Genomic DNA, 26464 nt, shown 5'->3' on the forward strand with positions numbered 1-26464 from the left:
GCCGGGCAGCCGCCAGGACGCGAACGGCGCCCGCCCGGGGGTCCGGAACGGGCGCCGTGGACGGCCTACTTCGCGCCGCCGGCCTTGTCGCCTGGCCGGCGCCGACCGAAGCGACGCTCGAACTTCTCCACACGACCACCGACGTCCATGATCTTCTGCTTGCCCGTGTAGAACGGGTGGCACTGCGAGCAGACCTCGGCGCTGATCGCGGCGTTGTCCTTGGTCGAGCGCGTGGTGAACGTGCTCCCGCAGGTGCAGGTCACGACCGTCTCGTGGTACGTCGGGTGAATGTCAGCCTTCATGGTCCCTCTTCCGATGTGGCCGCCGGGTCGCCGCCGCGGGCGCGGAGGGCGTGAACCGGAGCCGCTGTTCCAGTAACGCTGCTGTTCGGGGTAACGCTGGTGTGTCGCTGGTGTTCCCAGTCTGCCAGACCCGTCCGACCGGACCCGGCCAGCAGCACTCGACAACGCCTCCGGCGAGCCTCGATGTTCCCCGGGGCCCGTCGGAGGCGTCGTCGCGCCGGTCCGCGCCGGTCGGTGAACCCTTCCGGCGACGGAACAGGCTCAGTCCTGCGGCGGCGCGGTCTTCGCGATCTGCATCAGGAACTCGTAGTTCGTCCTGCTCTGCTTGAGCCGGTCGAGCAGCAGGTCGAGCGCCTGCTGCGGCTCCCGGGTGTGCAGGACGCGCCGCAGCTTGTGCATGATCACAAGCTCCTCGGGCGCCAGCAGGATCTCCTCCTTGCGGGTTCCGGAGGCGTCGACGTCCACCGCCGGGAAGGTCCGCTTGTCGGCGATCTTGCGGTCGAGCTTGAGCTCGGCGTTGCCGGTGCCCTTGAACTCCTCGAAGATGACCGTGTCCATCGTCGACCCGGTCTCGACCAGCGCGGTCGCGATGATCGTCAGCGAGCCGCCGTTCTCGATGTTGCGCGCCGCGCCGAGGAACCGCTTCGGCGGGTAGAGCGCCGTCGAGTCGACACCACCGGACAGGATCCGCCCGGACGCCGGCGCCGCCAGGTTGTAGGCGCGGCCGAGCCGGGTGATCGAGTCCAGCAGGACGACGACGTCATGCCCCAGCTCGACGAGCCGCTTGGCCCGCTCGATGGACAGCTCGGCCACGTTGGTGTGGTCGGCCGGCGGGCGGTCGAAGGTCGAGGCGATGACCTCGCCCTTCACCGACCGCTGCATGTCGGTGACCTCCTCGGGACGCTCGTCGACGAGCACGACCATGAGGTGGCATTCGGGGTTGTTCGTGGTGATCGCGTTCGCGATCGCCTGCAGGACCATCGTCTTGCCGGCCTTCGGCGGGCTGACGATCAGTGCCCGCTGGCCCTTGCCGATCGGCATCACCAGATCGATGACCCGGGTGGTCAGCATGTGCGGCTCGGTCTCCAGCCGCAGCCGCTCCTGCGGGTACAGCGGGGTGAGCTTGTGGAACTCCGGCCGGCCGCGCGCCTCGTCCGGCTCCATGCCGTTGATCGTGTCGAGCCGGACCAGCGCGTTGTACTTGTCCCGGCGCTGCTCGCCCTCCTGCGGCGCGCGCACGACGCCGGTGATGGCGTCGCCGCGGCGCAGGCCGTTGCGCCGGACCTGGGCGAGGCTGACGTACACGTCCGTCGGGCCGGTCAGGTACCCGCTTGTCCGGATGAACGCGTAGTTGTCGAGCACATCGAGGATGCCCGCGACCGGCACGAGGACGTCGTCCTCGCGCACCGTCGGCTCGGTGTCGGCCGGGCCGCCCTGGCCACCGCGCCCACGGTTGCGGCCACGCTCGCGGAATCGGCCGCGGCGCCGGCTGCCGAACTCGTCGTCGCCCTGGCCCGCGCCGTCGCCCGGCACGGAGGAGCGGTCCCCAGCAGGGGCCCGGTCACCGGAGCGCGTCCGGTCGGCGCCGCCACGGTCACGGTCGCCGCCGCGGTCGCGGTCCCCGCCACGGTCACGGTCGCCGGTCCGGTCACGGTCGCCGCTCCGGTCACGGTCGCCGGTCCGGTCACGGTCTCCCGCGCGGTCCCGGTCGCCCGCGGGCTGCGAACGGCCCTGACGGTCGTTGCCGGAGCGCTCCGCCCGGTCGCCCGAGCGGTCCCGTTCGCCAGACCGGTCGCGGTCGCCGGAACGGTCCCGATCGCCGGACCGATCCCGGTCAGCGGAACGGTCCGCCCGGTCACGGTCGCCGGAGCGCTCCCGGCGGTCGTCACGGCTGCGGGTGGGGGCCTCGGAGCCGCCGGCCGCGGCACGCGGCGCGGTGGCCACCGGCGCGGTCGCGGCCGGGGCCTCGGCGGCGGCCTGGGGGCGGACAGCCTCCTCGGCCGGCTCGCCGGCGGCCGGCGGCGCGGACGGCAACGTCTGCTGCTCACCAGCAGGACTCGTCACCCCGCGGGAGGCACCACGCCGGCCACGTGCCCGGGCCGGGGGCGCGGACGGCGCCTCGGTGCCGGTCGGCGCCGCCGCGCTGGGCGCGCCGCCCTGCGTCGGCGCGGTGGCGGCCTTCTCCTCGGCCGGCGGCGCTGCGGTGACGGTGGCGCCCGCGGAGGCGGGCTTTTCCGACACGGCCTGGTCGGCGGTGGCGGAGGCTACGGAATCGGCGGCCGCCGTCGGCGCCGCTGAGGATCTGGGCACCGGTCGGGTCGCCGCGTCTCCACTCTGAACGTTCTGTATGGCTGCGATCAGCTGGCCCTTGCGGAGTCGACCGACTCCGGGGATGCCCATCTGCGAGGCCATGGCCTGCAGCTCAGGCAGAAGCATCGCGGACAGGCCGGTGCCGGACCTCCGGCGCCGGGGAGCCGTGGCCGATCCGGCCGAAGTGGCGTGGTTGCCGTTCGAGTCGATCGGGTCGGCCGAGTCCACGGTCGTCGTGCCGGCCGCAGCGGGACTGTCGACGGGCGAGGCAGGCGCCGCAGACTCACGTGCGCTGTCGGGCAGCACGTCGGTGGTGTCGCTCAAGGTTTTCCTTCCTGGAAGGAACCGGCCTCTCAGGCCGGGCGTAGCGTGTGAACTTTCTTCGCCTGCGCGCATGCCGGATGTGTGGAGATGCAGCACCATTTGAACGGCGAGCAACGCGCCCTCAAAGGCCCTGACGGCCGACAGCCGCGAGCGAACCCGATTTCCCGCCGACAGGTGCCGGTACGCCAGCCGAGGCAACGGCGACGAGGCTTGAAGCACCGGGAACCCTGACCAGGACCAGCCACCGTGTGCGACCGATCGCTGAGGTGAGGCTCCACCACAGCTTGGTCACCACGAAGGACCAGATCAGGCTGGCGGGGGCGAGCACGCGCCGCGGCGGCAGCGGGTGCAGTCATCAGACTATCCAGACGGAGACACCTCGGCAACAACCTAGAGACCTCTGGATCTCTCGATGACGTCACGAGGGACTCTCGATGACTACCCGCAGCCCCTTCCTGGCACCCAAACCGGTCGGGCGCCGCCATTTGTACACCAGTAGGAGTTAGCCGACTACTCCTGGGAGTCGACGGTCTCCACCTGTACGCCCTCGGCGTCGAGAGTCAGCGGGATCACCGAGAACCCGGGCGCGGCCACGCCGATCGCGGCCGCGGCCTGACCCCCGCCGACGGCGAGCGCGACGACGGAGGGCCCCGACCCGGACAGCGCCGCCGGGATTCCCTCCGCGCGCAGCCGCCGTACCAGATCCGCGGACGCGGGGAGCAGGGGCAGCCGGTAGGGCTGGTGCAGGCGGTCCTCGGTCGCGGCGAGCAGGAGCCTGGAACGCTCGACACCCACGGCCACGGCGGGTTCCGCGCCGCTGAGCGCGAGAGCCAACAGGGTGGCCCGCCCGAGGTTCACCGCCGCGTCGGCGTGCGACACCTGCTCGGGCAGCACACCCCGCGCCTGTTCGGTCGACTGACGGCGGGATGGGACGAAAAGGACCGGTCGTACCTCACCCGCCGGTTCGACCCGCAGCGTCTGCGGAACGCCCGCCTCGAACCAGGCCACGGTAAGACCACCGAGGAGCGCAGCCGCGACGTTGTCCGGATGGCCTTCGATCGCGGTCGCCAACCGAAGCCGGCCGGCCGGGCCGAGCGGGGAGCCCGCAAGGGTGTCGGCCGCCGCTACTCCCGCCACGATCGCCGCGGCCGACGAGCCCAGCCCGCGGCCGTGCGGGATCCGGTTCACGCAGCGCAGCGCCAGGCCGGGCTGAGCCCAGCCGATCTCGTCGAAGGTGGCCCGGATAGCCCGGACCACAAGGTGATCCTCGGTGGCGGGCACAACGTCCGGGCCGACCACGTCAATGGTGAGACCAGATCGCGTCGGGTGGACGGACACCTCGTCGTACAGGCCGAGGGCGATCCCGAAGGCGTCGAAGCCCGGCCCGAGGTTCGCGCTGGACGCCGGTACTCGCAGCCGGACCCCGCCTGCCGCCGGCTCACCAGCTTGCTCCGCCGCCTCCACGGACGTGCTCACCGCGACGCCGGTGGCGTGCGTGGCTTCGTGGGCTGCGGCGGCCCGACCACCGACGGCTGTCACAGGTTGCGCAGGCCAAGGGCCTGCGCGGCCCCGGCGACGGTCGGCGGGATGGTCTCGGGCTTCGCGGCTCCGCTGATGGCCCAGTCGGGGTCCTTGAGACCGTTGCCGGTGACCGTGCAGACCACGCGCTGACCGGCGTCCAACCGACCGTCGGCGTGGGCGGCCAGCAGCCCGGCGACGCTGGCGGCGCTGGACGGCTCGACAAAGACGCCCTCACGGCGTGCGAGGAGCCGGTAGGCGGCGAGGATCTGGCGGTCGTTGACCGCATCGATGAGGCCACCCGAGGCATCGCGGGCATCGGTCGCGAAATCCCAGGACGCAGGATTGCCGATGCGGATCGCGGTGGCGATGGTCTGCGGCGCGGTCACGACCTCACCGCGCACGATGGGCGCCGCACCGGCGGCCTGGAAGCCGAACATGCGCGGGCGGCCGCTTCCGACCCGGGTGTCCTCCTCCACGTRGCCACGCCAGTAGGCCGTGATGTTCCCGGCGTTCCCGACCGGGAGGCAGTGCACGTCCGGCGCCTGGCCGAGCGCCTCCACGATCTCGAAGGCCGCCGTCTTCTGGCCTTCGAGGCGGTGTGGATTGACCGAGTTGACCAGGGTCACGGGGAACGTGTCGGCCAGCTCGCGGGCGACGCGCAGGCAGTCGTCGAACGAGCCGCTGACCTGCAGCAGGCGCGCCCCGTGGACCAGCGCCTGAGCCAGCTTGCCGAGCGCGATCTTGCCACTGGGCACGAGCACCGCGCAGGTGAGCCCGGCCCGGGCTGCGTAGGCCGCAGCCGAGGCCGAGGTGTTCCCCGTGGAGGCGCAGATGACGGCCTGGGAGCCTTCCCCCACCRCACGGCTGATCGCGACCGTCATGCCCCGGTCCTTGAAGGAGCCCGTCGGGTTGGCCCCTTCGACTTTGAGATGAACATCACACCCGGTCAGCTGCGACAGGTGATCCGCGTGCAGGAGCGGCGTGCCGCCTTCCCGCAGGGTGATGACCGGAGTCTCCGGCGTGACCGGCAGCCGGTCCCGATACTCCTCGATGATCCCGCGCCAGGCCCGCGGCAGCTGCCCGGAGACCTCAGCGGAGCTCGACGCACTCGAAACCGGCATCGACGACATCGTGGTCATGACTCAACTCCCTCGACCCGTACCACGCCTGACACTGCCCGTACCCCGTCGAGGACACGTAGGTCCTCGACGGTCGCGGACAGCGCCGCGTCCGCGGCCGGATGGGTGACCAGGACGAGGCTGGCGTCGTCGCCACGGCCGTCCTGACGAACACTTCTGATGGAGACATCGTGCCGGGCGAACGCACCGGCCACCGACGCCAGCACACCCGCCTTGTCCGTGACGTCGAGCTGCAGGTGGTAGCTGGTGACCGTCGGCCCCATCGGCAGGACCGGCAGCGCCGCGTACGCGGACTCCCCCGGGCCCTGTCGGCCCGCGATGCGGTTGCGGGCGACCGCGACCACGTCACCGAGGACCGCCGAGGCGGTCGGCGCGCCGCCCGCCCCGCGGCCGTAGAACATGAGCTGACCGGCGGCCTCGGCCTCGACGAAGACCGCGTTGAACGCCTCGCGCACACCGGCGAGCGGATGCGAGCGGGGAATCATCGCCGGGTGGACCCGCAGGCTGATGCCCGGCCGGTCGCCGGCGCGCTCGGCGATCACGAGGGCCTTCACCGTGCAGCCGAGCTCACGGGCGCTGGCGATGTCGGCGGCGGTCACCCCGCGGATGCCCTCCCGGTAGACATCGTCGATGGTCACCCGGGTGTGGAACGCGAGCTGCGCGATGATCGCCGCCTTGGCGGCGGCGTCGAAGCCGTCGATGTCCGCGGACGGATCAGCCTCCGCATACCCGAGCGCGCCGGCCTCGGCCAGCGCGTCGTCGAAGGAGGCCCCGGTCTCGTCCATCCGGGTGAGGATGTAGTTCGTCGTGCCGTTCACGATGCCGAGGACACGGCGGATCCGGTCCCCCGCGAGGCTTTCGCGCAGTGGCCGCAGCAGCGGGATCGCGCCCGCCACCGCGGCCTCGTAGTACAGGTCGACACCCGCGGCGGCCGCCGCGTCGTGCAGCAGCGAACCGTGCGTCGCGAGCAGCGCCTTGTTCGCGCTGACCACGGATTTCCCGGACTGCAGCGCGGCGAGCAGCCAGCTGCGCGCGGGCTCGATACCACCGACGACCTCGATCACGATGTCGATGTCATCCCGGGCGACCAGCGCACCGGGATCGGTGGTGAGCAACGCCCGGTCGACCGCGATCCCGCGGACCCGGTCGGGGTCACGGACAGCGATGCCGGCGATCTCCAGCGGAGCGCCGACCCTGGCGGCCAGGTCGTCGGCATGCGTGCGCAGCAGACGCACCACCTCGGTACCGACGACGCCGCAGCCGAGCATCGCGATTCTCATCGGGCGCGGACGCCCCCCGTCGATCGTCATTCGCCTCACATCCGTTCCGGCGCGCCGACGCCGAGCAGATGCAGCCCGTTCGCGAGGACGACCCGGGTCGCCTCGACCAGCAACAGCCGGGCGGCCGTCAGCGCTGTCGCCTCCTCGTCGCCCTGGGGCAGCACGCGGCAGGAGTCGTAGAAGCGGTGGTACGTCCCGGCCAGCTCCTCCAGATACCGGGCGATGCGGTGCGGCGCCCGCAGGGCGGCCGCCGACTCGATCACCCGCGGCAGCTCACCCAGCGCCCCGAGAAGCTCCACCTCCCGCTGATGGGTGAGCAGCGACACGTCGACCGCCTCGAGGTCGAACGCCGGATCGGCGGAGGTCGCCAGACCCAGCGCGGCCGCGTTGCGGATCAGCGAGCTGATCCGGGCATGTGCGTACTGGACGTAGAAGACCGGGTTGTCGTTGGTCTGCCGCGCGATCACGTCGAGGTCGAGGTCGAGCGACGAATCCATCGACGCCCGGACCAGCGAGTACCGCGCCGCGTCGACGCCGACCGCATCCACCAGGTCGTGCAGTGTCAGGAACGTGCCGGCACGCTTGGACATCTTCACGGCCACCCCGCCCCGCGACAGGGTCACCAGCTGGCCGATGATCACATCCAGGGTCTGCTCGGGATCGTCACCGAAGCACGCCGCGATCGCGCGCAGCCGCCCGATGTAGCCGTGGTGGTCAGCGCCCAGCAGGTAGCAGAGCCGGTCGAACCCACGGCGGCGCTTGTCCCGGTAGTAGGCCGCGTCGGCGCAGAAGTAGGTCGGGTGCCCGTCGCTCTTGACCAGGGCGCGGTCCTTGTCGTCGCCGAAGTCGGTGGTGCGCAGCCACACCGCGCCGTCCGCGTCGAAGACGTGCCCCTTCGCCCGGAGCTCCTCGATGGCCGCGGTCAGCTCGCCGGCCTCGTGCAGGCTCCGCTCCGACTTCCACAGGTCGAACTCGACCCCGAAGCCGGCCAGCGTCGAACGGATCTCCGCGAGCATCATCTCGACGCCGTCGCGAGCGCAGACCGCGAGTGCCTTCTCATCCGCCACCTGGCCACCGGACCCGGCGGCGACGAGCTGCTCCAGGCCGGGGTTCGCCRCCACGACCCGCGCGGCGATCTCGGCGACATAGGCGCCGTGGTACCCGTTCTCGGGCGCGGGCTCGCCGCGCAGCGCGGCAAGGATCGACGCCCCGAACCGCTCGACCTGCACCCCGGCGTCGTTCACGTAGTACTCGGTGCCGACCTCGTAGCCGGCCGCCGCCAGCACCCGGGCCAGCGCGTCACCGACCGACGCCCAGCGTGTGGACGCCAGCGTCACCGGGCCGGTGGGGTTCGCACTGACGAACTCCAGGTTCACCCGCAGGCCCCGAGGCGTGGTCGCACGGCCGTAGGCCGCACCGCCACGGACGACGGCCTGCGCGATCCCGCCGAGGGCGGCGCCGGCGAGCCGGATGTTCAGGAAGCCGGGCCCGGCCACCTCGACCTCCGCCACGCCCGGGTGCGTTCGCAGGCGCGCCGCGAGAAGCTCGGCCACCTGCCGGGGCGGGCGGCGGGCCGCCTTCGCCAGCTGCATGGCGACCGGTGACGCGTAGTCACCGTGCTCTGGTTGCCGCGGGCGCTCGATCGTGACCGTGGTGGGCACGGGCACATCAAGCTCACCGCCTGCGACGGCATCACGAACGGCCGCGACGATGGAGTCGGCCAGCTCGGCGGGGGTCATGTCGCGATGCTATCGGCGCGCCCGCCCATTCCGGTCGCCGCGCGTACGGACCGGGCGGCGAAGGGTGCCGCGCCCCGTTCGGCATCGCCCCAGGCAGCGCCCACTGGAGACCTTCCGCACGCAGTCGGTGGCGTCTTCAGGAAGGTCACGGAAGGACACACCGGCACCAGCCCCCGCCGCGCCGCCGGCATGTGCGCCGATCCCCGCTACCGGAGCCGGGCCCTCAGACCGGCTGGCCCGCCGCGAGGCGGCTGACCACCCCGATCAGCAGATCGGGGTCGAACGGCTTCGTCAGGTAGTAGTCCACGCCGAGGCGCGCACCGCGTTTGACGTCGGCCTCCTGCGCACGCGCGGTAAGCATGATCACCTTGATGCCGGCCGTCGCCGGGTCGTCACGCAGCCGCGCGGCGACGTCCCAGCCGTTCACCCGCGGCATCATGATGTCCAGCGTGATCACCTGTGGCGCGATCTCATGGACCCGCTCAAGACAGTCAGCACCGTCGACAGCGGTGTGCACCTCGAAACCTTCCAGTTCGAGGTTGACGACCACGAGCTGACGGATCACGGCGTCGTCGTCCACGACGAGCACGCGGGGGGCGCTGAAGTACACGGGCGAAGCTTACGGGCACCGGGTTGCACAGTCTGCCGATCCCACCTGGTACGGTATGCCTCGTTGCCCTGGAGCCCCCGTAGCTCAGGGGATAGAGCACCGCCCTCCGGAGGCGGGTGCGCAGGTTCGAATCCTGCCGGGGGCACACGACTTGGGGTGCTTTGCGCCCAGCGGGGCTGGGGTTTGGCGTCGTGTCAGTTTGTTGGGGGGCGGCCACCCAAGCCCCCCGGGCGGCCGGCGCTCTTGGGTGGCCGGGGTTTTTATGGTGGCTTGCGGGGCTTGGCTCGTCGCCAACGCCGCGCGATCGGTGCCTGGGTGGGTTCGTGCGTCGCCAGCGGTTCGCAGATCTTCGCCTCGCCCAGGTCGAGCATGTCGCGGCCTCGGAGGGCTGCGGGAGCAGGCGCGCGCCGGCCGGTGCCGTCACCTCGTCCGGTCGTTCGTCCCACCGACGTCGACGTCTGGGGAGTCGGCCGCGCTGTCGAACTCATGAGCCCAGGGCTGGCCGTCAGCCGGAATGCCGCGCTCCGCATCAGCCCGGACATCCCGCGAGCCGTTCCGCGAAACCGTGGCATCCAGCGCCCTGGCGGAGAAACGCTACACCGAGAGGCTCCGGAACCTCGCCGCCTGGATCGGCCTGGACCGCTGAGCGCCAGGTGTCGAACGCCGACGCCGCGGGTTGCCGGATCAGTCCCTTTATTGATCAAGCCGTGGTGCGGGTTGCGCCGCGCGGCCGGCTGGGTGTGGCCGGCTGCGCGTGGCGGTGAACGGCTGTGCTCGCCGGGCGCGTCGCAGCCCGCACCGCGTAGATGATCCCGAGATGTTCGAGGAACGCGCACCGGCCGACAGCACCCCGGAATCGGCCGAGACACGCACAGGGAACCGCGGGCTGCCACCGCGTACGCGGTGGCAGCCGAGAACGAGCAGAGGGCACGGCCAGCGCAAGACCGGGAGACAACGCCAGGACGCTACGCTCCCCGGACAGCGCGGGTGAACTCCATGCCGTCAGGCCATCACCGCGTTGCGCCTGAGTCAGCAACAGCGACCGCGCCTGTCGCGTGACGACCACCTCAGAGATTCCTGTGGTACCGGACCATGGGCAGTGCCGTGAAACCGGCGCTTTCGTAGGTGGCTCGCGCGGGAGCATGACCCGGATCACCGCCGGTCTCGACGATGGCAACGCCGCATCCAGATTTGCGGATGTACTCGATGGCTTGCGTCATCAAGGCATCCGCGACGCCTTTCCGTTGATGGCGCGGATCCACGCCGATTATCTCGATCTCGCCGCGGCTCGACTCCCGATCGATGATGACAGCCACGAAGCCGACGGCGTGTCCGTCGACGTCCGCCACCCAGACCCTGGCCTTGTCCCCCACGCAGACCCCGCGCACGAACTCCGCATGGGACACCGGCCAGTCCGGCCATACTCGAAGAAAGACGGCACGACCAAGCACCTGTTCGACCGACGCGAAAACCGGGCCCCATGCATCCACCGAGAATGCGACGACCTCTTCCACGTCCGCGGTGACCAGCGGCCGTATCACCAGGTCCACGGACTCAGTATGGCTGGTGCGGGTGTGCAGTCAATCGGCTTTCGGCGTCCTATGACGTACCGCAAGCCGAACGGCCGGGGAGACCGTCACGACTTCCATACTGGGCCCCTGATCACGCCGGAGGGTCTTAGCCTCAGGTATGAGCGCCGTTCCCCGGCGGTGCGCACGACGATCCCGCCGGGGAAGGGGTAGGGGGCGCCCGTAGCCCCGTCGGACGGCCCTGCGTCCCTCGCCCATGTACCGCTCCATCGCCGTCCGGCCCTCCTCGTAGCGCTCCCGCATCAGATGGATGTAGGCCCTCCGCCGTCAGGTTCGGTGAACGGCGCCCGAGCCGCCGTTGCACGCCGAACAGCACGTCGAACAGCACGTCGAACAGCAGGGTGAACCGCGAGGCCCGCGCCTGCGTCCAAAAGCCATGACGTCAAGGGATATTGATCGCAGGCTGACCGTTGTCGGTGCTCTTGCCTCTCTTGTGGCAGCTCTTGCACTGGCGGGCTGCGAAAACTCGGGCGAGCCCACTCAGCCGCAGGTCCTGCCCTCGACGACCAGTGGCGGCACCGTTGGGACCGCCGTCGTCGACTGTGGGAGCGAGCGGATCGGGCCGAGCGGTCTGGCCGCCGGGGAGGCCCGACGGTGCTTCATCGAGGCCGTCGCCGCTGGGCGGGCAGCGACCCTGCAAAGCACCGTGCTCAGCACGGAAGGCGATCCAGTTGTCTACTCGCTCACCAGTGACACCCGGCGTGGCATCACCGTCGTCGAGGACCGCGGTGAGGACCGGTTCCGCGGTGCCGGTCCAGCCCGGTGGCGGTTCGTCTGTACGTCCATCGACAGCGCCGAGGAGACCAGGCCTGGTCATGCCGATCTCGTCGTCAATCGCCTGCGCGGCTGTACCTCTCCGGAGCCTGTCTGATCCAGCTGGGCTGTTGTCGGCCGGATCGGTCTGAACGATGCATGCAACGGCCCGCCGGCGGGAACGTGCCCGCCGGACGGCGGACAATTCGAACTCGCCACCGGCGACGAATCTCGAAGCCGGAACGGCCCGGCGCTGGGAGTGAAAATGGATACGACGACTCCAGGGGATGGCGACGGCAGCCCCGACGACGACCATCATGATGGTCCGCGCGACGTCGTGCAGCTCGCCATTCCCGCCGCCGGGGCTTTCCTGGTCGTCCTGCGCACCGCGACCGCATCCCTGGCCGCGCGGGCGGACTTCACCCTTGACGACATCGAGGATCTGCGGATCGCCGTGGACGAGGCCTGCGCCCAGCTGCTGGTCTCCGCGGTCCCCGAATCGGCCCTGGAGTGCGTTTTCACGCTGTCGGCAGGCCTCCTGAGAGTGACCGTCTCAGTCGACAGCCTCGACGGTGAGCCGCCGTCGAAGGACACGTTCGCCTGGACAGTGTTGAGCGCGTTGGCCTGCGAGGTCGGCACCGCCACAGGGCCGGGCCAGCGAGTCACGATCGAGCTGGCGAAACGGCGCGGCGGCGAATAGCCGATCGCCCGCGCCCGCCGCTGCCTGCGGCCTGGACGAGGCACCTCGGAGGTTCGCGTGCATAGTTGCCGGTGATCGGCCGCCGTGCCCCCGTGGGCCGGCCGGGGGCCTTCGGGGAGCACGCGTCCAGCTCGGGCGACCGGTTCTGCGCGGATTTCAGGCCATCGTGGGTAGCCGCTCATCGCCTCAGCGGGGGGGCAGGAGTTCGTTCAGGAGCGTTTCGACGTGGGCGCGGATCGCGTCGCGGATCGGGCGGACGGCGTCGAGGTCAAGGCCGGCGGGGTCGTCGAGCTTCCAGTCCTCGTATCGGATGCCGGGGAAGACCGGGCAGGTGTCGCCGCAGCCCATGGTGATGACCAGGGTCGAGGTCGCGACCGCGTCGGCGGTGAGGATCTTCGGTGTCGCGGCGGCGATGTCGATGCCGATCTCGGCCATCGCCGCCACGGCTACCGGGTTGACCTCAGTCGCCGGAACTGAGCCGGCGGAACGGACTTCGACCTGGTCGCCGGCGAAGTGGGTGAGGAAGCCGGCGGCCATCTGGGAACGGCCGGCGTTGTGCACGCAGACGAACAGGATCGACGGTTTCTCGGGCACGGATGGCTCAGTCCTTTCACGGGCGGGAAAAATGCCTGCTCACCGCCCGGCAGACGCGAGCGGGTAAAGCACGCGGACCAGGCAGTAGCCGACCAGGCCACCAACGACCTGGGCGGCGGCGAAGGGCGGGACGGATGCGGGGGCGATACCGGCGAACGTGTCGGAGAGCATCCGTCCGAGGCTGATCGCGGGATTCGCGAAGCTGGTGGAGCTGGTGAACCAGTAGGCGGCGCCGATGTAGGCGCCGACCGCCGCCGGTGCCCGTTCCGCGCGGGCGGTCCGGGTCAGCGAGAAGATCAGCAGGATCAGTCCGGCGGTGGCGACGACCTCGGCGAGCAGGCGGGCTCCCGACGCCCGGTGGTGCGTCGAGATCGACACCGCCGGGCCGTCGAACATCAGGTTCGCCAGGATCGCGCCGCAGCAGCAGCCGGCGGCCTGGGCGGGCAGGTAGGCGGCGGCGTCCCGCCACGGCAGGCCACCGAACGCGGCGTCGACCGCCGTGACGACCGGGTTGAGGTGGGCGCCGGACACCGGCCCGACCATCAGGATGATCGCGTACAGGCCGGCGGCGGTCGCCGCGGCGTTCTCTACCAGTTGCAGGCCGACCTGGCCGGGGCTCAGCTGCTGCGCGGCGATTCCGGAGCCGACGACCAGTGCCGCCAGCAGCAGGCTGCCCAGCGCCTCGGCGAGCAGCCGTCGTGCCAGCGGCGGCCGTACCAGCGGCGGATGGCCCGCCAATGCGTTCGTCACGGGCGGCGGGTTCAGCAGCAGGAGCCGGTCGAGGCCGGTCCCGGCTCCGCGTTGGATGCGTTGGATGCGGTGGATGCGGTGACTGTGCCGACTGCGGTGGATGCGGTGGATGCGGTGGCGTCTGGCGCGCAGATCGGGCCGCAGTCGCAGGCGGAGCCCGGCCCCCCGGCACGCTCCGCACGTTCGGCGGCCGACGGCGTCGCATCTGGACGGGTCGTCTCGGCGACGTCGGCGAGCACCGTGTAGACCTCCCACGGCGCGCCGTCCGGGTCGTCGACCCACACCTTGTCCTGCAGGGCGTAGCAGCAGGCCGTGTTCTCCTCCACCGCCGTCGCCAGCCCGGCTCCGGCGAGCCGCGCGGTGGCCGCGGACACCTCCTCGGACGTGCCGACCTCGATGCCCAGGTGGTTGAGCGCCCCGGCGACCCCGGCGCCACGCGCCGCCGGGTTCTCGATCAGGACCAGCTTCAACGGCGGCGCGTCGATCGCGAAGTTCGCGTACCCCGGCCGCAGTTTCGCCGGCTCGGCCCCGAACAGCCTCCGGTAGAACTCCACCGCCGCGTCCACGTCCGAGACGTTCAGCGCCAGCTGCACCCGCTCCATCAGGAACCCCCACGATCACATCGATGGCCGTCTATGTCTGGATGAGCAGAGGATGACCGACCAAATAGACGACTGTCAATGTCCTGGGGCATGCTGGGATCCATGGCGACGACACCCCCGCCGGCCGCGAGCCCCGCCCTCGCCCCTCGCGCCGAGGCCCCCGAGCTCACGGGAGCACCAACGGGAGCGCTCTCGGCCTGCTGCGGGCCACTGGCCCGTGAGCCGCTGTCCGTCGAGGACGCCGAGCGGCTCGCCACCGTTCTCAAGGCGATCGCCGTGCCCACCCGGCTGCGGCTGCTGTCCATGATCTACGCACGTGACGGCGGTGAGGCCTGCGTCTGCGAGCTCACCGAGCCGCTCGGCCTGACTCAGCCCACGGTCAGCCATCACCTCAAGGTCCTCGTCGACGCCGGTCTGATCACCCGCGAGAAGCGCGGCGTCTGGGCCTACTACCGTCCCGTGCCCGGCACCATGGCCACCCTCGCGGCGATGCTCACGCCGGCACCGGCACCAGCACCTGTTGCCTTTCCCACCGTTCCGTAGCGAGGCTGCCCAGGTACCCCGGGGGGTACCCTCGCCGTGGAGGTGGGGCCTGGTGGAGATGAACGCCGCGATCCTGTCGGACGCGCTGACACGGTTGCGTCGCGCCCACGGTCAGCTCGGCGCCGTCATCGGCATGATCGAGAACGGTGACGACTGCGAGCGGGTGCTGACGCAGCTCGCGGCGGTGTCACGGGCGCTGGACAAGGCGGGCTTCAAAATCATTTCCACCGGCATGCGCCAGTGTCAGGCCGCACGCGAACGCGGCGAGCAGCCACCGCTTACCGAGGATCAACTGGAGAGGCTGTTCATGGCCCTGTCCTGACGCACGTACCGGGGCGCTCCCGGGGCCGTGCGGGCGCTGGAACCGCGAGGCGGTCCCACCACCCGCGCGGTGTGGCACCGCCCGGGCGGTACCAGGTTCCGCAGATACCCCCCCGGGTATGGGGGCGCCCGTCCGGGGTGCGGCGGCGACGGCCCGGCGTGGTGGATCCGTCCCGCCGGGCATCGGTGGGTGCCGTCGCGCCGCCGCCGGGCACCGGTCAGGTGCCGGCCCGCACTCCGCGGGGCCCCGGCGAGCCGCTGACCCGGCCGCACCCGGCACCACCTCGACATCAGCGACCAGGCACGACCAGCGAGCACGAGCAGGCACGACCAGCGAGCAGACAAGCAGACGACCAGACGAGCCGAAGGGAAAAGCCGATGACCGTGGGAGCGGAGCTCCGGATCGACGTCCAGGTCGTGGAGACCTCGTCGCTGGGTGATCGCAGCTACCTGGCGCACGACGGGCAGGTCGCGGTCGTCGTCGATCCGCAGCGTGACATCGACCGGGTCCTCGCCCTGGCCGGGCGGCTCGGGGTCCGGGTCACCCACGTCGCCGAGACGCACCTGCACAACGACTACGTCTCCGGCGGGCTCGCCCTGGCCCGGATCACCGGTGCCCGGTACCTGGTCGCGGCCAGCGACGTGGTGGGCTTCGACCGCCTCCCTGTCGCCGACGGCGACGAGATCGCGGTGTCGGGCGCGATGCGGCTGCGGGTGGTCGCCACTCCCGGGCACACGTTCCACCACCTGTCGTACGTCCTCGACGGCACCGACGGGTCCGTGGGGGTGTTCACCGGCGGGTCGCTGCTGTTCGGCACCACCGGCCGCACCGACCTGCTCGGCCAGCGCCACGCCCACACCCTCGCCGCGCAGCAGCACGCCTCGGCGCGCCGTCTCGCCGACCTGCTGCCCGACGGCACGCGGATCTGGCCGACCCACGGGTTCGGCAGCTTCTGCTCCGCCACCCAGTCCGACGCCCGTGCCTCCACGATCGGCCGAGAACGGCAGGTCAACCCCGCGCTGCGGCTGGAGAGCGACGCGTTCGTCACCGAGGTCCTCGCCGGGCTCGACGTCTACCCGGCCTACTACGCGCACATGGGTGCCCGTAACGCCGACGGCGCCGCGCCGGTCGATCTCACCCCGGCCCGCCCGGCCGACCCGGCCGAGCTGCGCGAGCGGATCACCGCCGGCGAGTGGGTGGTCGACCTGCGCTCGCGCAGGGCGTTCGCGCACCGGCACCTCGCCGGCACGCTGAGCTTCGGCCTGGACGGACCGATGTCCACCTGGCTGGGCTGGCTGGTCCCCTGGGGCACGCCGATCACCCTGCTCGGCGAAAGCGAGCGGCAGGTCGCCGACGCCCAGCGCGAACTCGCCCGCATCGGCATCGACCGGCCCGCCGCCGCCGCGACCGGCGATCCCGACCGCTGGGCCGCCGGCGAGGAGCAGCACCTCGCCCGGCTCGCCACCGCCACGTTCGCCGACCTCGCCGCCGCCCGCCGCGGAACCGTCCCGCCCGGGCTGCCGCTGCCGCCGCCGTCTCTCCCTCTGCCGCCGCTGCCGCCGTCACCGTCGCCGCCGCCGGATGTCGTGCTCGACGTGCGCCTGGGCAACGAGTGGCGCGCCGGCCGCCTCGACGGCGCCGTGCACATCCCCCTGCCCGACCTGCCGGCCCGGCTCGACGAGATCCCCGCCGGCACCGTCTGGGTGCACTGCGGATCCGGGTACCGCGCCGCGGTCGCCGCCAGCCTGCTGCAACGCGCCGGCCGCCAGGTGGTGCATCTCGACGACGACTTTCCCGCCGCCGCCGAGGCCGGCCTGACCATCGTCAACGACGAAACGGAGATCCGATGACCCGCCACGCCCCCACCGCCGGCGGGAGGCCCGCCACGATCGACGCGGCCACCCTGACGCAGCTGATGGCCACGGCGCAGCCGCCGCGGCTGGTCGACGTGCGCACCCCGGGCGAGTTCGAGACGGCCCACATTCCCGGCTCGCACAACGTTCCGCTCGACCTGCTGCGCACCCACCTCAGCGACCTGCGCTCCCACCTCGACGACCACGTCGTGCTCGTCTGCGGCTCCGGGCAGCGTGCCGCCGCGGCCGCCGCGGACCTCGCCGCGGCGGGCGTGGCGAACCCGCGAGTCCTCACCGGTGGCCTGGGCGCCTGGCAGGCCCTGGACGCCCCCGTGCGCGCCGGCCGGCCCCGCTGGGAGCTCGAACGGCAGGTCCGCCTCGTCGCCGGCTCCCTCGTGCTCGGCTCGGTCGTGGCCAGCACGGTGATCCCACGCGCGAAGTGGGTCGCGGCTGGGATCGGCACCGGCCTGACCGTGGCGGCCCTGACGAACACCTGCACGATGGCGATGCTGCTGGCGAAGCTCCCCTACAACCGCGGCGCCCGCCTCGACATCGGCGGTGTCATCGCGACCCTGGCCGGCCCGCGGCCGTGATCGCCGCGCTGGGCCTCGGCGCGGCGATCGGAATCCTGCTCGGCCTGCTCGGCGGTGGCGGCGGCATCCTGGCCGTCCCCGCGCTCGTCTACGGAGCCGGGCTCTCGGTGCAGGCCGCCGTGCCGACCTCGCTGGTGGTGGTCGGGATCTCGTCCGCCACCGGGCTGCTGCCCCGGCTGCGCGCCGGCCAGGTCCGCTGGCGCATCGCCGCGGTCGTCGGCACCGCCGGCGCGCTGGCGGCCTTCGGCGGTGCGGCTCTCAACCGGCTGCTCGACCCCCGCGTCGTCCTGATCGGGCTGGCGGCCGTGATGGTCGCCGCCGCGGCCCGCCTGCTGCACGGGGACACCGAGGCCCGTGGCGACTGCGCCAGGCCCGACGGCGGCGTCAACTGGCGCGGCTGCCTGCCCAAGGCCATCGCGACCGGCATCGCCGTCGGGTTCCTCACCGGCCTGTTCGGCGTCGGCGGCGGCTTCCTCGTCATCCCCGCGCTCGTCCTGTTCCTCGGCCTGCCCATGCCCCTCGCGGTCGGCACCTCCCTGGCTGTCCTCGTCATCAACTCCGCCGCCGGTTTCGCCGCCCATGCCGGTGACGCCACGCTCGACCACGGCATCACCGCCGCGTTCACCGCCACCGCGATCATCGGCTCGCTGCTGGCCGGACGGTTCGGTGCCAACCTGCCCGCCGACCGCCTACGCAGGTCCTTCGCGTACCTCGTGCTCGCCGTCGCCGCGTTCGTCGCCGTCCAGGCCGCCGTCAACCCGCCCAGCAGCTGACATCCCGAAGCGACTCCCGAAGCGACCTCCCGAAGCGACGTCCCGCCGGGCAGCCCGTTACCTGGCGCCGGCGAGCAGGTAGGCGGCCGTGACCGTCACCGCGGCCACCACCGCGCCGGCGACGGCCTGCGCCGGGGTGTGACCGTCAAGCTCGTCGTGATCCGCTGCGGGGTCCTGGCCCTCCGCCGGGCCTTCGGCCAGGCGGGCGGTCCGGGCCTGTACCCGCGCCCATGCCACAACCGGGACCAGCAGCCAGCCGAACACGAAGGCCGGGCCGAACACGAAAAGGACGACGGTGGCACAGCTGGCCGCGGCCGCCACATGTCCGCTGATCTTCCAGAACTTCGTGATCACCGTGAGAATCAGCGCCTCGACGATGATCGCCGCGTACACGGTGACCAGATTCCGCGGCGCTCCCAGCACCGCCAGCAGAAAGCAGCCGGCGCTCACCGACGCGCAGCCGAACAGCATCGGCGCCATCCGTTTGCTGCGTTCGGGAACGTGGTGCCCGGACCATCGGCGCTGCCGCACCCCGTGAAAGATGAACGCCATCGGGATGACCGTTCCGAACAGGATGGAGACGGCACCCCAGAGCAGGGCGTGCGCGGAATCCGGCGCATCGTGCCAGGCGATGAGCGCGAGTAGCGCCGTGACTAGCACCGCCGGCGCGGCGACCTCGGCGACGATGACGGCGACCCGGGTCGCGGGTGTCGATTTCGGTGGTGTTCTGGTCGTGGTGGTCGTCACCTGATATCTGTCCGCCCCGCTTCCGCCGGAATCATTTTCCCCTGCCATCCCGAGGATAATCGCAGGCGGCCGGACGCCGGCCGTCCGACGGACTTGTCGGTGGGTCGGTCCGTACCGGGCATGTCACGGGCGGAAGGCCCGGACATCGAACTCGAAGAGAGCCTTGTTCGAGTTCCTCTTTCGTATTACCTCGACCTCTACGCCGACATAGCCGAGCTCACGCAGCATGCAGGCGTACCAGTCCTGCGCGGGTACGACATGACCGTAGAAGGTGGAGTTTCCGACAATATAGGAGATCCGCCCGCCGGGCCGGACGAGACCGGTGCTGGCCTGGAAGTGCAGCCACATGTCGTGGTGGTATTTCCGGACGTACGCGGCCAGCAGCGGCCCGCTCCGGTCGTCGGCGGCGGCGATGCGCGCGCACACGGCRTCGAGCTCGTCGTCGACCGGCGTGCACGTGCTCGGCAGCCAGGTCCGCAGCCTCGACGTCGCGCTGCCCCACGTGCCGCCGATCGCGCGCCAGTCGAGCTGCCCGGCCTCCACGGGGCGGTCGAGGAAGCGCAGCCAGTACATGTAGGGCCGCAGCTCCCGGATGTAGGACATCCGGTTCACGTAGGGCGGGCTGGTCAGCACCAGGTCGGCCGGGCGCAGCTGGGCGGGGCATCCGCGCGAGTCCCCCTCGTGGACGGCCGCCGTGCCGGGTAGGTCGAGGCGGGCCGACTCGATGAGGTCCGTGGCCTCGGCCTCCCATCTCGCGATCGCGGCCCGCGCGATCGTGGCCCGTGAGATCGCGGCCCCCACTGCCGGGGCGCCGGCGCGCAGGGACATCGACTGGTGGTTGAAGGCCGCGTTGCTGACGGAGATGAGCACCCGGCACAGCGCGATCTGGAGCAGGTCCGCCACCGGGCCGCTGAAGGCGTCTATCTCGGCCCGTAGCGCCCGCAGCGCCTGCAGCTCACCGGGTCCCCACCAGCGCTCGATCCGGTGGATGTCCGGCTGCCACAGCGCCTTGTCTCGATCGCTGCGGGTGGCGCCGGCCGCCACGTCCCGGGCCGCGGCACTGGCCTGCTCGAGGGTGTCGTGCGGGTAGTGGCGGACCTTCGCCCGGCCCAGCCAGACCAGGAACGGGTTGACGTCGGTGCTCTGGCCGAGATGCCCGAGCTCGGCCGCGGCCAGCGGCGTGGTTCCGGTCCCCGAGAAGGGGTCCGTGACGACCGATCCGGCGGGCAGCGCACGTAGCCGAGCCCGCACGAGCCGAACCCCGAACGCGGGGGTGAGGCGAAGCCAGCCGTGCCGCCCGACGCCATGGTTCGCCCGAAATGTGAAGTGTTCGTTTCGCGCCAGGGACGTCCGGTCAATGGCCGCGGTCATATGACCTCCCGAAGATGCTCCGATGTTCGGCATGGCGACCTGCCCCGGAATGTCACCCTGGCAATGTCACCCTGGCACTGCAGACCCGGATCGGCCATCCCGGGACGTGAACCCCGACACCCCCTCACGATGCGGATCCGGAGGCCGCGACACGATTCGCACCGAACCCGGCTGGAGAAGGCTCCCCCACTGCCGCCCGCCGCACTTGCTCTAAAGCACAGGCGGGCCGCTGTCGATCGAGCCTGGTCACCGCCCCTTTATCTACACCGCAGCGATCTCCATGCCGCAATGGCATGGCACTGTCGGGTGATTTCGGYGGTGGCTTGCCACCTCCGGTGCGTACTTCCCAAAAGCCCTTCTGAAAGCGACGCGCCCTGACGAGGGCCGTCGCGGAGAGGTGTGTTGGATGCGGCACGCGCTGGTCCTCGGCGGCGGAGGCGTGGCCGGCATCGCCTGGGAGATCGGCCTGCTGGTCGGTCTCGCGGAGGCGGGCATCGATGTGACCGATGCCGATCTGGTCGTCGGAACCTCGGCAGGCTCTGCCGTGGGCACGATGATCAGCAGTGGCGCGGACCTGGACCTGCTGTATTCACGGCAGCTGGCTCCCGCCGACCCGGACGCTGAACCGACCGTCGAATTCGACTACAGCGAACTCATGTCCACCCTTGCCCAGGTCACCGCGGGCTCTCGGGGCGCACGCGACGCCCGGGCCCGGATCGGTGCGTACGCGCTGACTGCCGCGGTCCCCTCAGAAGAGGATCGCTGGCAGATCGTGGCCGGCCGGCTGCCCGTGCGCGAATGGCCCCGCCGCCGCCTGATGGTGGTGGCGGTGGAGGCCGAAACGGGTGACTGGGTGGCGTTCGACCGCGACTCGGGAGTCCACCTGGTCGACGCGGTGGCGGCGAGCTCCGCACTGCCCGGCGTGTTTCCGCCGGTGACCGTGGACCACCGCCGGTATGTCGACGGCGGAATGCGATCCGTGATCAATGCCGATCTGGCGGAGGGCCATGAACGGGTGCTGATTCTCGCCCCGGTCAACGGCCTGGGCATTCCGACCGAGGTGCGGCGCCTCGAACGCGCGGGCAGCCGGGTGCTCGTGGTCGCCGCGGACGAGACGTCCCGGGCCGCGTTCGGCTCGAACATTCTCGACCCGGCGATCCGTGCCGACGCCGCCCGGGCGGGACGGGCGCAGGCCGCCGCGGTCGCGGACAGCGTCCGCGACCTGTGGAAGGGCTGACCCGCCGCTACCCCGGCCCGGCGCCGGCGGCTGGTCTCGGCCGCCGGCGCCCGGCCCCGGGTCAGAGCTTGGCGGCCGCGGGGACCACCTGCTCGCCCAGGATCCGCAGCGGTTCGACGTCCCAGATGTCGGCGACGCTCCCGAGCGCGACCGAGACACCGAGGTCGGCAAGCGTTCCGAGATCGTCCAGGATGCGCCCGACGTTCTCGCCGGAGGAACCCACGTCGAACGAGTAGTAGCAGGTCTTGGTGATCTCGTCGTAGTCGCGCCCCTCGGCGTCACAGTGCCGGCGCAGGACGTCCAGCTTGTGGCGCAGCTCCGGACCGAAGAAGAGGTTGCAGGCCTGCCCGTACCTCGCCACCAGCCGCAGCGTCTTCTTCTCTCCCCCACCGCCGATCATGATCGGCGGGTGCGGGCGGGTGAGTGGCGCGGGAACGTTCAGCGGCCGGGCCAGCTGGTAGTGCTTCCCGGACCAGGGGCTCTCGTCCTCCGACCACATCCGCAGGCAGATCTGCAGAGTCTCCTCGAGCCGCTCGAACCGCTCGGCGACGGGCGGAAAGGGAATGCCCAGCCCGACCGATTCCTCCTCGTTCCAGGCCGCGCCGATGCCGAGCATCGCCCGGCCGCCGGAGAGCACGTCGAGGGTGCTGATGATTTTGGCCAGAACTCCCGGTTCCCGGTAAACGGTCCCCGTGACCAGGGTCAGGAGGGTGACCCGGCTCGTGTTCGCCGCCAGAAAGCCGAGTGTCGTGTAGGCCTCCAGCATGTCGTGCTCGGGTGGGCCGACGAAGGCGATCTGGAAGAAGTGGTCCATCACCGCCAGATAGTCGAACCCCGCCGCGTCCACCTCCCGGGCGACCTCGGCGAGCGCGGGCCCGAGGTCCGCGGGCCCAGCGGGACGGGTGAAGTCCGGAATCTGAACGCCAAGTCGCACGTCGTCTCCTCTCAGGCGGCGCGGCCGTCCGGGACTCGGTTTGTTCCCGTCACCAGACCACGCGGCGACGCTGTCGACACCAGCATCCGCCCGTGCGACGTCCACCCCGGACAACGTCCACCCAGACCTCCCGCCACGGACCACCACCCATTGCAGCTCACGGGGGCGCGTGCAGCAGAATTTGGCCTATGTCCAGGCCAGCCACCAGCCGTGCCGTTTGCGGAGATCGGGCGAGTGGCGGTTGAACATCTCCCCACCAGCGCCCCGCCGATTCCGTGTGATCCGGCTGGCGCAGCTTTCGCTGCTGCTCGCCGCCGGGCTGTACGCGGTGCTCACGCTGGCCGGCACCTCCGGCGACGAGCCGGCCGTCCTGGCGCTGCGGGCGTCCATCATCGTCGCGTCGGGTCTGCTGTGCATCCTGCGCGCGGTACTGCTGCGTGGTGCGCGGGCGCCGTGGGCGCTCTTCGGCGCCGGGATCATCAGCTACGGTCTCGCCGGCGTCTATTTCAACCTGGTGGTCGACGGACCCTCGGGCGGTGGGAGCAGCATCGTCTCCGCGGCCGACATCGGCTGGCTTCTCTTCTACCCCGCCTGTTACGTCGCGGTCATCCTTTTGCTGCGGCAGCGGATCCTTCGCTTTCACCCGAGCGTGTGGCTCGACGCCCTGGTCGGTGTTCTCGGGGTGGCCGCGCTGTGCAGCGGAATCACCCCGTGGATCTCGGAGTCGGAGACGGATCCCGGTGACACCGCGACCATCGTGTTCGGGCTCATCTACCCGCTCGCCGACCTGCTGCTGCTCCTGCTGGTCGTCACGGCCTTCGGGCTGATGGACTGGCGCCCCGGGCAGGTGTGGTGGCTGCTCGGCACCGGGCTCGGCGGCTTCGCGCTGGCCGACTCCTACTTCCTGTTCCTGATCGCGAACGGCGAGATGCAGGGCGGCGTGCTGGACATCGTCTGGGTGCTGTCGCTGCTCACCCCCTCGTTCGCGGCCTGGCAGCGCCAGCCCTGGCGCAGACCGGCGCGGATGTCCGGCTGGAGCGTCATCACCGTCCCGCTGGTGCTCAGCGTCGTGGCGATCGCGCTGCTCGTGCTCGGGTCGACCGTGCACCTTCCGCTGGTCACGGTGATCCTGGCGGCGACGACCGTGCTCGCCGCGCTCGCCCGCGCCGCGCTGACCTTCATCGAGGTCCAGCAGCTCGCCGAGAGCAGGGCGCTGGCCCACACCGACGACCTCACCGGGCTGACGAACCGGCGGGGTTTCCTCGAACGGCTCTCCCAGATGGAGATGAACTCCGGGCAGGGCGACTCGTCCGCACTGCTGCTGCTCGACCTGGACCGCTTCAAGGAGATCAACGACTCGTTCGGCCACCACCTGGGCGACGCGCTGCTCATCGAGGTCGGCGCCCGCATCTCGGGCGCCCTGCGGCCTGGTGATCTACAGGCTCGCCTCGGCGGGGACGAGTTCGCCGTGCTGCTGGAGGACGCCGACGCCGACGCCGCCCGGCTGGTGGCCGAGCGGGTGCTGCAGGCGCTGTCGGGCCCGTTCGAGGTCGGCGGGATGACCCTGCACGTCGGCGCGAGCATCGGCGCGGCCCTCTACCCGGAACACGCACTCGACGCACAGACGTTGCTCCAGCGTGCGGATGTCGCCATGTACGGTGCGAAGGCCGGCCGGACCGGCGTCGGCTACTACCGGCCCGGCGCGGAGGTCGACACGCTGCTGCGCCTCGACATGATCGAGTCGCTGCGCGCGGCCCTGGGAACCGGCCAGATCGAGGTCCACTACCAGGTGAAGGTCGATCTCGGCTCCGGGAGCCCGCACGGTGTGGAGGCCCTCGTCCGCTGGCGGCACCCGACCCGGGGCCTGCTCGCACCGGACGCCTTCGTGCCGCTCGCCGAGCAGGCGGGGCTGATGCGCAAGCTCACCATCGAGGTGCTGGAGCTGGCGCTCGCCCAGTGCCGGCGCTGGCGGGACGGCGGTGTCGACATGACGGTCGCCGTCAACCTCGCCGCCTCGGACCTGCTCGACCGCGCCTTCCCGGAGCAGGTCCGCGGGCTGCTGCAGCAGTACGGTCTGCCGCCCTCGGCGCTGGAGGTGGAGATCACCGAGACGACGCTGATGCGCGACCTCGTGCGTTCCGCCGCGGTGCTGGACGAGCTGCGCGAGCTCGGAGTGAAGATCGCCGTCGACGACTACGGCACGGGCTACTCCTCGCTCGCGTACCTCCAGGAGCTTCCGGTCGACATCCTGAAGCTGGACAAGTCGTTCGTCACGCGGCTGGAGGACGGGTCCGAGCGGCGCCGGCAGAAGGCGGAGGCGATCGTCCGGTCGACGATCGGGCTCGCGCATGCGCTGGGCCTGCGGATCGTGGTGGAGGGTGTGGACAGTGCGAGCGTGCTCGCCAAGCTGCGCAGCTACGGGTGTGACCTGGCCCAGGGCTACTTCCTGGGCCAGCCGCGGCCCGCGACCGAGCTGACGGCGACCCTGTCCGCGCTCGGCCACCAGGACTGCGCGCAGCAGCTGACCCCGGCGGCGACGGCGACGGCGACGGCGACGGCCCCGACTCCGATGGGTCCGCTGCGATGCTGACCCCGCCGAGCCCCGAACCGCCCTCCTCGGGCTGGGACCATCCGATCCTGGCCCGGTACCTGGATCAGGCCCCGCCGTACGGGCCGGTCGCCGCCGGCGGCGGGATGACCCCGGCGACCCTGGTCGGGGCCTACCGCCAGGGGGTCTTCCCGTGGCCGACCGACGATCCCGCCGAAGCCGACGAGCTGCGCGCGGCACTGGGCGTGGCCGTCGCCCGCGGGGCGATCCCACGGATCCCGGCCGCGCGGACCGGTCGCCGCCGCCGGACCGCCGGTGGGAGCCCGGAGCTGCTGGACCCGCCCTGGTGGTGCCCCGATCCGCGGACCGTGCTCGCGCCCGGCACGATGCGGGTCCGCCGCTCGCTGGTCAAACGTCTGCGCAACAGCAGCTGGACCAGCACCATGAACGAATCCTTCGTGGACGTCGTCCGCCACTGCCGGCGGGACGGCCCGCACCAGTGGATAACCGAGGACCTCATCGAGGGCTTCGCCGAGCTGCATGCCTGCGGCTGGGCCCACAGCATCGAGATCTGGGACGATGACCGCCTGGTCGGCGGGATGTACGGCGTGCTGGTCGGGCGGATCTTCTGCGGTGAGTCCATGTTCCACCGCGCCTCGGACGCCTCGAAGGTCGCCCTGGTCGACTTCCTGGACCGCTTCGGGCAGGCCGGCGGGGTGCTCCTCGACACGCAGCTCACCACCGAGCACCTGATCACGCTCGGCGTGCAGGAGATTCCGCGCTCGGAGTTCCTCGCGACCCTGCGGGCCGTCCGTGATGACCGCATCCGCCTCGAATGCGACCGGCTTCCGGTCTCCCGCCTCGCGCCGCCGCGCAGGCCACCGCAGAACCGGCCCCGGCCAACCGACGTCTGAGCGAACCGGACGCATCCGACTCGCCAGCCCGGCCCTGCCCCACATGCCCGAAACCCGAGACGCATCCATACCCCTGATTCCGCGGGACGCGTTCTGATTCCGGCCGTGAATCATCAGGTCCGTGCCGAAGTCGAGGCCGGAGTCGAGGTCGAACCCGAACCCGGAGTCGGAGTCGGAGTCGGAATGAGCCGATACATCCGGTGCGCCCCGAAATTCTTGGTCGATGTCAGCTTTGACGTAACAAGTACACCTGAAGCATTCCATGCACAATCCGACAGCCATCTGTATTGTGGTCGAAATCGTCGACCGCATTGATCTTCTTCCATCGTTGACTCGGACCCGCGGCATCCCGGCCCCGGACCGTGAGATGGAAGAGGAACTTTGAACGACAGTTCATCAAATGAACGCCGGTTCAC

24 protein-coding genes and 1 tRNA gene are annotated in these 26464 nt (G+C 71.3%); 11 read left to right on the top strand and 14 right to left on the bottom strand.

Going from position 1 to position 26464, the window contains the following annotated elements; genetic code table 11:
• Positions 1-65: 65 nt before the first annotated feature.
• From rpmE to CcI49_RS32060, 7 genes are all read right to left on the bottom strand, one after another.
• Entirely contained in the window at positions 66-302 is a 237-nt protein-coding gene (rpmE, locus tag CcI49_RS32025) for a 50S ribosomal protein L31 (protein ID WP_006544700.1), read from the bottom strand.
• A gap of 261 nt (positions 303-563) precedes the next feature.
• Positions 564-2936 (bottom strand): transcription termination factor Rho, encoded by a 2373-nt coding sequence (gene rho, locus CcI49_RS32030; RefSeq protein ID WP_076832927.1) that lies wholly within the window; start codon positions 2934-2936, stop codon positions 564-566.
• A 510-nt stretch (positions 2937-3446) separates the two neighbouring features.
• Positions 3447-4412 carry a homoserine kinase gene (gene thrB, locus CcI49_RS32040; protein ID WP_198955704.1) on the bottom strand — a complete coding sequence of 322 codons (966 nt, stop codon included), beginning with the start codon at positions 4410-4412 and terminating at the stop codon, positions 3447-3449.
• Between the two features lie 59 nt (positions 4413-4471).
• A complete protein-coding gene (gene thrC / locus CcI49_RS32045; protein WP_076832935.1) occupies positions 4472-5596 on the bottom strand; it encodes a threonine synthase in 1125 nt (374 codons plus the stop codon).
• The gene (locus CcI49_RS32050; RefSeq protein ID WP_347280159.1) at positions 5593-6906 is read right to left on the bottom strand and encodes a homoserine dehydrogenase; all 1314 of its coding nucleotides are present in this window, start codon (positions 6904-6906) and stop codon (positions 5593-5595) included. The genes thrC and CcI49_RS32050 overlap by 4 nt, the downstream gene beginning before the upstream one ends.
• Before the next feature lie 5 nt (positions 6907-6911).
• Positions 6912-8615 (bottom strand): arginine--tRNA ligase, encoded by a 1704-nt coding sequence (gene argS, locus CcI49_RS32055; RefSeq protein WP_076832938.1) that lies wholly within the window; start codon positions 8613-8615, stop codon positions 6912-6914.
• Between the two features lie 223 nt (positions 8616-8838).
• The gene (locus CcI49_RS32060; protein WP_006539829.1) at positions 8839-9225 is read right to left on the bottom strand and encodes a response regulator; all 387 of its coding nucleotides are present in this window, start codon (positions 9223-9225) and stop codon (positions 8839-8841) included.
• A 73-nt stretch (positions 9226-9298) separates the two neighbouring features.
• Here CcI49_RS32060 and CcI49_RS32065 point away from each other — a divergent pair.
• Positions 9299-9370: transfer RNA gene (locus tag CcI49_RS32065), tRNA-Arg, on the top strand.
• Between the two features lie 922 nt (positions 9371-10292).
• Here CcI49_RS32065 and CcI49_RS32070 read toward each other — a convergent pair.
• Entirely contained in the window at positions 10293-10775 is a 483-nt protein-coding gene (locus CcI49_RS32070; protein WP_054565090.1) for a GNAT family N-acetyltransferase, read from the bottom strand.
• Between the two features lie 472 nt (positions 10776-11247).
• Here CcI49_RS32070 and CcI49_RS32075 point away from each other — a divergent pair, with 472 nt between their 5' ends.
• Together CcI49_RS32075 and CcI49_RS32080 are read left to right on the top strand one after the other, a co-directional pair.
• The gene (locus CcI49_RS32075; RefSeq protein WP_076832941.1) at positions 11248-11685 is read left to right on the top strand and encodes a DUF4362 domain-containing protein; all 438 of its coding nucleotides are present in this window, start codon (positions 11248-11250) and stop codon (positions 11683-11685) included.
• A gap of 147 nt (positions 11686-11832) precedes the next feature.
• Positions 11833-12267 carry a hypothetical protein gene (locus CcI49_RS32080; protein ID WP_054565092.1) on the top strand — a complete coding sequence of 145 codons (435 nt, stop codon included), beginning with the start codon at positions 11833-11835 and terminating at the stop codon, positions 12265-12267.
• A gap of 186 nt (positions 12268-12453) precedes the next feature.
• Here CcI49_RS32080 and CcI49_RS41105 read toward each other — a convergent pair whose 3' ends face one another.
• From CcI49_RS41105 to CcI49_RS32090, 3 genes are read right to left on the bottom strand one after another with little or no spacing between them, the layout of a single operon-like run.
• Positions 12454-12861 (bottom strand): arsenate reductase ArsC, encoded by a 408-nt coding sequence (locus CcI49_RS41105; RefSeq protein ID WP_116437560.1) that lies wholly within the window; start codon positions 12859-12861, stop codon positions 12454-12456.
• A 39-nt stretch (positions 12862-12900) separates the two neighbouring features.
• Positions 12901-13611 (bottom strand): aquaporin, encoded by a 711-nt coding sequence (locus CcI49_RS41110; RefSeq protein WP_116437561.1) that lies wholly within the window; start codon positions 13609-13611, stop codon positions 12901-12903.
• 11 nt (positions 13612-13622) lie between these two features.
• Entirely contained in the window at positions 13623-14213 is a 591-nt protein-coding gene (locus CcI49_RS32090; RefSeq protein ID WP_076832944.1) for an ArsI/CadI family heavy metal resistance metalloenzyme, read from the bottom strand.
• A 102-nt stretch (positions 14214-14315) separates the two neighbouring features.
• On the opposite strand from CcI49_RS32090, the gene CcI49_RS32095 reads away from it, so the two are divergent.
• The 5 genes from CcI49_RS32095 (at position 14316) to CcI49_RS32115 (ending at position 18297) form a co-directional block, all read left to right on the top strand.
• Positions 14316-14756 carry a metalloregulator ArsR/SmtB family transcription factor gene (locus CcI49_RS32095; protein WP_054565470.1) on the top strand — a complete coding sequence of 147 codons (441 nt, stop codon included), beginning with the start codon at positions 14316-14318 and terminating at the stop codon, positions 14754-14756.
• A gap of 52 nt (positions 14757-14808) precedes the next feature.
• Positions 14809-15078 (top strand): metal-sensitive transcriptional regulator, encoded by a 270-nt coding sequence (locus CcI49_RS32100; protein WP_054565095.1) that lies wholly within the window; start codon positions 14809-14811, stop codon positions 15076-15078.
• A 377-nt stretch (positions 15079-15455) separates the two neighbouring features.
• Positions 15456-16928: an MBL fold metallo-hydrolase gene (locus CcI49_RS32105; RefSeq protein ID WP_076832947.1), complete on the top strand. Its 1473-nt coding sequence runs from the start codon at positions 15456-15458 to the stop codon at positions 16926-16928.
• On the top strand, positions 16925-17524 hold the full coding sequence (locus CcI49_RS32110) for a rhodanese-like domain-containing protein (protein ID WP_076832949.1): 600 nt from the start codon (positions 16925-16927) through the stop codon (positions 17522-17524). Before CcI49_RS32105 ends, CcI49_RS32110 begins: the two co-directional genes overlap by 4 nt.
• Positions 17521-18297 (top strand): sulfite exporter TauE/SafE family protein, encoded by a 777-nt coding sequence (locus CcI49_RS32115; RefSeq protein ID WP_076832952.1) that lies wholly within the window; start codon positions 17521-17523, stop codon positions 18295-18297. Before CcI49_RS32110 ends, CcI49_RS32115 begins: the two co-directional genes overlap by 4 nt.
• Positions 18298-18354: 57 nt before the next feature.
• Here CcI49_RS32115 and CcI49_RS32120 read toward each other — a convergent pair whose 3' ends face one another.
• Both CcI49_RS32120 and CcI49_RS32125 read right to left on the bottom strand, forming a co-directional pair.
• Positions 18355-19044, bottom strand: a complete 690-nt coding sequence (locus CcI49_RS32120; protein WP_235497693.1) for a hypothetical protein — start codon at positions 19042-19044, stop codon at positions 18355-18357.
• A 123-nt stretch (positions 19045-19167) separates the two neighbouring features.
• Positions 19168-20415 (bottom strand): DNA methyltransferase, encoded by a 1248-nt coding sequence (locus CcI49_RS32125; protein WP_076832956.1) that lies wholly within the window; start codon positions 20413-20415, stop codon positions 19168-19170.
• A 406-nt stretch (positions 20416-20821) separates the two neighbouring features.
• Between CcI49_RS32125 and CcI49_RS32130 the strand changes: the two genes are divergently transcribed.
• A complete protein-coding gene (locus CcI49_RS32130; RefSeq protein ID WP_054565101.1) occupies positions 20822-21652 on the top strand; it encodes a patatin-like phospholipase family protein in 831 nt (276 codons plus the stop codon).
• A gap of 61 nt (positions 21653-21713) precedes the next feature.
• Here the strand turns inward: CcI49_RS32130 and CcI49_RS32135 are convergent, their stop codons facing one another.
• Complete coding sequence (locus CcI49_RS32135) at positions 21714-22586, bottom strand: LLM class F420-dependent oxidoreductase (protein WP_054565102.1); 873 nt, start codon at positions 22584-22586, stop codon at positions 21714-21716.
• A gap of 169 nt (positions 22587-22755) precedes the next feature.
• Here CcI49_RS32135 and CcI49_RS32140 point away from each other — a divergent pair, with 169 nt between their 5' ends.
• A complete protein-coding gene (locus CcI49_RS32140) occupies positions 22756-25176 on the top strand; it encodes an EAL domain-containing protein (protein WP_083749849.1) in 2421 nt (806 codons plus the stop codon).
• Positions 25170-26048: a leucyl/phenylalanyl-tRNA--protein transferase gene (aat, locus tag CcI49_RS32145; protein ID WP_076832962.1), complete on the top strand. Its 879-nt coding sequence runs from the start codon at positions 25170-25172 to the stop codon at positions 26046-26048. The genes CcI49_RS32140 and aat overlap by 7 nt, the downstream gene beginning before the upstream one ends.
• The last annotated feature ends 416 nt before the right edge of the window (positions 26049-26464 follow it).

This window comes from Frankia sp. CcI49, from assembly GCF_001983215.1.
GTDB lineage: Bacteria > Actinomycetota > Actinomycetes > Frankiales > Frankiaceae > Parafrankia > Parafrankia irregularis.

Excerpts from the sequence above, each read along its gene's own strand:
- rpmE (WP_006544700.1), bottom strand. The coding sequence starts at position 302 with ATGAAGGCTGACATTCACCCGACGTACCACGAGACGGTCGTGACCTGC.
- CcI49_RS32050 (WP_347280159.1), bottom strand. The coding sequence starts at position 6,906 with ATGACGATCGACGGGGGGCGTCCGCGCCCGATGAGAATCGCGATGCTC.
- CcI49_RS32080 (WP_054565092.1), top strand. The coding sequence starts at position 11,833 with ATGGATACGACGACTCCAGGGGATGGCGACGGCAGCCCCGACGACGAC.
- CcI49_RS32090 (WP_076832944.1), bottom strand. The coding sequence starts at position 14,213 with ATGGAGCGGGTGCAGCTGGCGCTGAACGTCTCGGACGTGGACGCGGCG.
- CcI49_RS32095 (WP_054565470.1), top strand. The coding sequence starts at position 14,316 with ATGGCGACGACACCCCCGCCGGCCGCGAGCCCCGCCCTCGCCCCTCGC.
- CcI49_RS32105 (WP_076832947.1), top strand. The coding sequence starts at position 15,456 with ATGACCGTGGGAGCGGAGCTCCGGATCGACGTCCAGGTCGTGGAGACC.
- CcI49_RS32110 (WP_076832949.1), top strand. The coding sequence starts at position 16,925 with ATGACCCGCCACGCCCCCACCGCCGGCGGGAGGCCCGCCACGATCGAC.
- CcI49_RS32130 (WP_054565101.1), top strand. The coding sequence starts at position 20,822 with ATGCGGCACGCGCTGGTCCTCGGCGGCGGAGGCGTGGCCGGCATCGCC.
- aat (WP_076832962.1), top strand. The coding sequence starts at position 25,170 with ATGCTGACCCCGCCGAGCCCCGAACCGCCCTCCTCGGGCTGGGACCAT.